This window comes from Nostoc sp. (assembly GCF_036917155.1).
In the GTDB taxonomy this organism is placed as follows: Bacteria; Cyanobacteriota; Cyanobacteriia; order Cyanobacteriales; family Nostocaceae; genus Nostoc.
On sequence record NZ_JBALDZ010000143.1, the window covers coordinates 43536 to 49935 of the forward strand.

General features: G+C 40.5%; 5 protein-coding genes. 2 read left to right on the forward strand and 3 right to left on the reverse strand.

From position 1 onward, the window contains the following. Positions 1–123: 123 nt before the first annotated feature. From V7K67_RS19580 to V7K67_RS19590, 3 genes are all read right to left on the reverse strand, one after another. Positions 124–537 carry a secondary thiamine-phosphate synthase enzyme YjbQ gene (locus tag V7K67_RS19580; protein ID WP_179067165.1) on the reverse strand — a complete coding sequence of 138 codons (414 nt, stop codon included), beginning with the start codon at positions 535–537 and terminating at the stop codon, positions 124–126. 216 nt (positions 538–753) lie between these two features. After that, on the reverse strand, positions 754–1836 hold the full coding sequence (locus V7K67_RS19585; protein WP_335167991.1) for a glycosyl transferase: 1083 nt from the start codon (positions 1834–1836) through the stop codon (positions 754–756). Positions 1837–1929: 93 nt separating this feature from the next. Continuing rightward, on the reverse strand, positions 1930–3123 hold the full coding sequence (locus V7K67_RS19590) for an aminotransferase class V-fold PLP-dependent enzyme (RefSeq protein WP_335167993.1): 1194 nt from the start codon (positions 3121–3123) through the stop codon (positions 1930–1932). A 162-nt stretch (positions 3124–3285) separates the two neighbouring features. Here V7K67_RS19590 and V7K67_RS19595 point away from each other — a divergent pair, with 162 nt between their 5' ends. Continuing rightward, the gene (locus V7K67_RS19595; RefSeq protein WP_334729424.1) at positions 3286–4746 is read left to right on the forward strand and encodes a TM0106 family RecB-like putative nuclease; all 1461 of its coding nucleotides are present in this window, start codon (positions 3286–3288) and stop codon (positions 4744–4746) included. A 393-nt stretch (positions 4747–5139) separates the two neighbouring features. Next, on the forward strand, positions 5140–6372 hold the full coding sequence (locus V7K67_RS19600; protein ID WP_335167995.1) for an esterase-like activity of phytase family protein: 1233 nt from the start codon (positions 5140–5142) through the stop codon (positions 6370–6372). Positions 6373–6400: the final 28 nt, after the last annotated feature.

Sequence of the window (6400 nt, forward strand, 5' to 3'; positions counted from 1 at the left end):
CACGGCGAAATTTATTGAATGCATATTACCGGGAGTTGAGGAGATTATATCCAAAAGTTAGGCAGTATAACCAGAGTATTTAAACTCTATCTAATTACACTTTAAATAAAACTTGAGAATGGGCTATCCAGAAATGTGAATCACCAATTCTCTGGAATGACTGCGCTGGCGGTGTTCCCAAATATAAATTCCCTGCCAAGTTCCCAGTACCAGATGGCCACGGTTAATGGGGATATGTTCAGAAGTGTGGGTGAGTGCGGTACGAATGTGGGCTGGCATATCATCGGGGCCTTCTGCATCGTGAATGTATTTGCCCGATTCTGGCACGAGTTTCGCCATAAAATTAGCTAGATCCACAAGAACATCAGGATCGGCATTTTCTTGGATAACTAAACTGGCTGAAGTATGGCGTAAAAATAAAGTACAAAGACCAGTTTCAACTCCCGATTCTGCAACTGCGGCTGCAATTTTTGCAGTGATATTGTAAAAAGATTTACCAGTAGTGGAAATTTTTAGTAACTTTTGGTAGTGAGTCATTTGAAACAGTAATTATTGATGACAGTAAAAGCTAGTTAGCAGTTCAATCTGCTTGATTTAGTTGTTGGTTTGCCGTTAGTTGATCACTAGATTGAGTACGGTTATTATAAATCTTTCTGAAGTCAGCTAACATCTGTAAATTGTATTCTTGAGACGTAGATTTATTTATCTATGGTTGGAGATCAGATTATTACATTGATGTTGTTTTGAATAACTTTATTTTGTCTGTAAATAATTGATAACAGCTTTAGCGATCGCTTCATTACCATCCTTAGCAATTGGTTGAGATTGCTTTGGTAGTTGGGGTAACTCATGGAGAAAATTCCAAGTCCCTTGAAAAAACTCAGATGGGGTGATGATTTGATGCTGGGTGTAATTAGTTATGCCTTCTACTATAAAAGTTGCTTCGGCAAAATCCTCACGCGGTATGGTAACAATGGGTAATCCTAATAGTGTGGCTTCAGAAAAAGTACTGTACCCAGGTTTAGAGACGACTCGCGCACAAATAGGCATAAAATCTACAGGGCGGTATTTGCGGTCATTAATTTTTACTAAATTAGGCAAATCAGGTGCAGATTGATCAAAGACGATAAATTGCCAATCTAGAAATCGCTGTAAGTTATCATAAGGAATTTGCTGTAAACCCAAGCCGCCAAAGGTCAACAAAATAGTTTTTTCGACTGGTGCAGTTATTCCCCAAAGAGAACGTAAATCATCAGCAGAGTAACGGGGGGAACCGCCTGTTAAGCCGACATCTGTGATATTGTTAAAAGCTGGCATTGGTTCGTAGAAAGGGAGACGAAACAGGCGATCGCACTTTGAATACCAATCACTAATCCAATCTGCAACTGCGGTAAATTCGCCTCCCCAATCCCGGTAGATCAAGTCCCAGCCAAAGTTACTCATCATCCAGCAGGGAATATTTGCAGCTTTTGCAAACCCAGGAGCGAGGAAGGGAATATCTGCCAAAATGAGATTAACACGATTTTGGCGAATAAAATTTACTTCTGAGGCAATCAGCGAATTTTGATGCTTCTTAATATCGAGCAACTTTTCTAAAGTCGCTACTTTATCCATTGTCAAACTATCCGCTTGCACCACACCCAAATCAAATGCACGGGGACGATAGATAAAATCGCCTTGTATATAACACTCTAACAACCAGCGTGGGGCAGTACTCGCCAGAATTAGCAGAACTTCTGGACATAATTTTTGAATGGTTGCAGCAACAGAAGCCGTGCGGGTAGCATGACCAAAGCCGTGGTTAGTTATGGCTATGTATAAGATTGGACGTTCCATTTTTAAGTTAGGAGTTAGAAGTTAGGAGTTAGGAGTTAGGAGTTAGGAATTAAAATCATAATTTCCACACTACTAACTTACAAATCCTAACTTTTAATTAATTTGGCAAAAATTTTGAATCGCCTCAACCAATAGGTCAATTTCCGATTCTAAAGTAAAGTAATGGACACTGGCGCGTATACAGCTAGGATCAGCAATTGTCCGAGTTAATATCCTTTGTGAGTCTAAAAATTTTACCACCTTCAAATGAGCTTGAGATTGATTATTTGCAAGTTGAAAGGAGACTATACCGCTTTCAGGTGGGGAAGTTCGCAAACATTTAATATCTGGTAACGCCGTCAATTGTCGCCAGAGGTACTCACTATTGTGGCAGATTTGCTCGTAACGTTCTTGTGAGGTTCCCCATTGCTGATGAATTGCGATCGCTTCCTTTAACCCAAGATACAACGGATAAGATAATGTAGACACTTCGTATCGTCGCCCATCTGGAAGCCAGTCCACAGGCTGAGATTGACTATCCACAATAATGCCACTCAAGCCAATAAACGTAGGTTTCAGGCTTTCTCGTGCTTCTGGGCGGACATACAAACCACCAGCACCGGCAGGGCCACATAACCATTTGTGACCAGTGAAAGCATAAAAATCTACTCCCAATTCTGTCAAGTTTAAAGGCAATAAACCAGCAGATTGGGCAGCATCTATTAATAATGCAGAATGATTATTTCTGCATACTTCGGCAATTTTATCAAGAGGTAAAACTTGACCAGTATTCCAGAAAACATGACTTAATATTACAAGACGAGTATTGGGGCGCAAGTGCTGGGCAATGACTTTTATGGGGTCGCCCTCATTTAAAGTCGCCTTTAGGGGACAGGTGGTAACTTCTACTGCGAATCTCCGCGAGATTTCTTGGGATGTAGCAATTACGCCTGGATGTTCGCAGTCAGAGAGTAGCAGATGGTCGCCAGCCCGCCACTCAATGCCCCACATGGCGATATTGCAGCCAACAGTGACATTTTGGGTGAGAGTAATTGTTTCAGATGGTGCATGGAACTCAGAAGCGATCGCAACTCTAGCAGCTTGAATCTGGGGCGCGATCCAGCTATATGCCTCATTGCCGAAGGGGCCTATTTGCTGAACATGAGCTTGAGTTTGGGCCATAGTATCCATTGCCCTTTGGGGCATCGGCCCTTGTCCCCCATAATTGAAATAAGTCTTATTCGCTAAAGCCGGAAATTGCTCTCGATGGCTATGCAACCTGGTTTGTGCAACAGAAGTACTAGTCATATCAATTTTGGATTTTAGATTTTAGATTTTGGATTAGCATTAGTTTCTCATCTCCCCCATCTCCCCCATCTCCCCCATCTCCCTCATCTCCCCCATCTCCCACTCCATTATTAATTGTCTGAGTTACTCCCAGAGTGTGCTAAATCTTGTTAACTTAAAAGGATGCTAATTAATGCTGAACTCCTACTGCAATACCAACGCTGTAAACGCCGACCTTTTCTAGATATCCACGGTGATAAAAGTCAGCGCGATGCCCCCAATGAGTTGCTAAGGAAACTGCAACAGGACAAAATCGCTCATCAGTTGAGTCTTTTGACAAAGGTAATTTATCACCAACCAGATTATTCTTATGGAAACTGGGAAAGGGCAGAGAAGGCAACTTTAGAATTGATGCAGCGTGGGGTTGAGTACATCTATAAAGGAGTGCTGTCAGCAACTTATTCTGAAGCAGACACCCTGCTAAGTCGTCCAGATTTACTCGTGAAACAACCGGGACAATCAAATTTTGGAGATTGGATCTACGTCCCGGCGAGTATTGAACTGGGTAAGCGCCCTAAGCAAGAATATCAGGTTGTCGCGGCATTCCATGCCCAAGTGTTGACAACAGTGCAGGGAGTTCCACCTGGAACAGCTTCACTCATATTGCGAACCAAAAATACAAATTATGCAGTGGATCTATTTAAATGGATGCCACGGATGCAGCTAATTCTGGAAGAGTTTATCCAAGTTTTAGAGTTACCGAATCCGCCAGAAGTGTTTATTTCTCGGCAAAAGTGCAATCTTTGCCATTGGTATAGTGAATGTTATGCGATCGCTCAATCTGAAAAACATCTCTCACTAGTACCAGGCGTAACACCCATTCGCTACACTCAACTCCAAGCTTTAGCCATTACCACACTGGAATCTCTTGCTAATACCAGTCCCAGCGCCTTAGAAAATCTACTTGGTTTTGACAGCGAAGTAGCACCCAAATTAGTAGTGCAAGCTCAATCTGCACTAGAAAAACGACCATTAATTTTACCTTACCCGCTACCGACAGAAGATATTACATTTACAGCACCCATAGAGCTTTATTTTGATATTGAGGCCCAGCCAGACTTAGATTTAGATTATCTCTTAGGGGTTTTGGTCGTTAATAGACAAGCTAATACAGAACAGTTTTATTCCTTTTTAGCAGACAAACCAGAAGACGAAGAAGTAGTTTGGCAGCAATTTTTGGATTTGGTTTGGCAATATCCCGAAGCGCCAATTTATCATTTTTGTGTCTACGAGTTTGATACAGTCAAACGGTTGGCAAAACTTTACGGTACTCCACCCTCCTTAGTGCGTCCTGTACTGAATCGATTTGTGGATGTGTATGAACAATTAACCCAAAGTGTAGCATTACCGGTAGAAAGCTATGCCTTGAAAGCGATCGCTCGTTGGATAGGATTTGAGTGGCGTGATCAAGAAGCCAGTGGTGCCAAGTGTATTTACTGGTACGATGAATGGTTAGAAACAGGCGATCGCACCTTACTAGAAATTATCCAACGCTACAATGAAGATGACTGTCGTGCTACTCATCAAGTGAAAGATTGGCTTGTCAATTTTTTCCAAGATGAATATGGTTTACGACGAGCTTAAGTAATTTCCTATGTTCTAAAGTTTTTCAAATAAAAAATTAATAAAGCCTGATTTGATAAAGGTTATCAGGCTTATATCTGTCATTTGACATTGTTTTTTCATTGGTATTATTTATAGGGATGCACAACTGGGCATTTATAACGCAATACAAACCATCATGTAGAGACGCGATTTATCGCGTCTTAAAAGACCAATTATCTACACCGACAACCCTTAACTGAACCATATTGGTTTATACGCAATACAGTTCAATTAAGCTTCTCTTCCTTCTCTTCCTTCGCGTCCTTTGCGGTAGCCTGCGGCAAGCCGCTCCGCGTCTACGTTAAAAAAAGGATTTTAGCCTTAACTGAACCATATTGCCTTATAACGCATATTTATTTAACAAAAAAATCTATGCAGCTAATTAAAAAAATCTTTGTATTCCCACGAATTCTTTACTTTTTGCTGCCAATTATAATTATCGGCTTCGTATTCACAAACTTAGCGTCAAACTCTGTTGAAGTCAGTAGCATAGAATTTATTGGGGAAGCCACCTTACCAAAAGGTTTAATCTTTCAAAAGACTGAAGTTGGAGGTTTATCTGGAATTACATATAATGCCAAAAGCAACCTTTATTATGCTATTTCCGATGACCGTGGACAAAAAGCTGCCGCTCGTTTCTACACATTAAAAATCGACTTGAGCAAAGGGGTTCTACAAAAAGGTGGAATTACCCCAGTCAGCGTTACCACATTACTAAATGAAAATGGTCAAACATTTCGCCCTGGTGAAACTGATACAGAAGGTATTGCCTTAACTAATAAAGAAACTGTATTCATTTCTTCTGAAGGCGACGCTGCAAAATTAATCAATCCTTTTATTAAAGAGTTCTCACCATCTTCTGGCAAAGAAATTGTAACACTCCCCATACCAAACAAATTTTTGCCAGATCAGAATGGTCAAAAAGGTATCCGTAACAATTTAGCTTTTGAAAGCCTCACCATCACACCCGATAAAAAGCATCTATTCACAGCTACCGAAAATGCTTTAATTCAAGATGGTGTCGCAGCTAAACCTAATATTGGTAGTCCTTGCCGGATTTTGCAATACAACTTGCTCAACAATCAACCAGAAAAGGAATTTCTTTACCAAACTGAACCAGTTGCACCATTTTTGAATCTGATTGGCAAATTTGCGAGTGGATTACCCGATTTACTTGCACTCGATAATCAAGGACACTTCCTAAGTTTAGAAAGGTCTTTTACTGGTTTAGGATTTGCTATTTCCCTGTTTCAGATTTCTTTAGAAGGAGCCGATGATATTCATAATATTGATAGCCTTTTAGCAGTTGATTCAAAAAATATTAAACCAGTTCAGAAAAAACTGCTGTTAGATTTGAGAACCCTAGATGTACTGCTAGATAACATCGAAGGCTTAACTCTTGGCCCTAAACTACCTGATAGTCAGCAATCATTAATCCTCGTCAGTGATAACAATTTTAACTCCCTGCAACGCACCCAAATACTAGCCTTTAAAATTAAAATTGAAACTCCGCTAATGAGATTATTACGCCGTTTACTCTTGGACTTTGGACAAAAAGAAGAAGTTCGCGAGTGTGACTCGCGAAATAAAAACTACGCATCATAAATTACACCAGTTATTTTTCAAACTGAGT

What these genes read in the sequence shown, in the direction of transcription:
- V7K67_RS19580 (WP_179067165.1), bottom strand. Translation starts at nt 537, where the DNA reads ATGACTCACTACCAAAAGTTACTAAAAATTTCCACTACTGGTAAATCT.
- V7K67_RS19585 (WP_335167991.1), bottom strand. Translation starts at nt 1,836, where the DNA reads ATGGAACGTCCAATCTTATACATAGCCATAACTAACCACGGCTTTGGT.
- V7K67_RS19590 (WP_335167993.1), bottom strand. Translation starts at nt 3,123, where the DNA reads ATGACTAGTACTTCTGTTGCACAAACCAGGTTGCATAGCCATCGAGAG.
- V7K67_RS19595 (WP_334729424.1), top strand. Translation starts at nt 3,286, where the DNA reads ATGCTAATTAATGCTGAACTCCTACTGCAATACCAACGCTGTAAACGC.
- V7K67_RS19600 (WP_335167995.1), top strand. Translation starts at nt 5,140, where the DNA reads ATGCAGCTAATTAAAAAAATCTTTGTATTCCCACGAATTCTTTACTTT.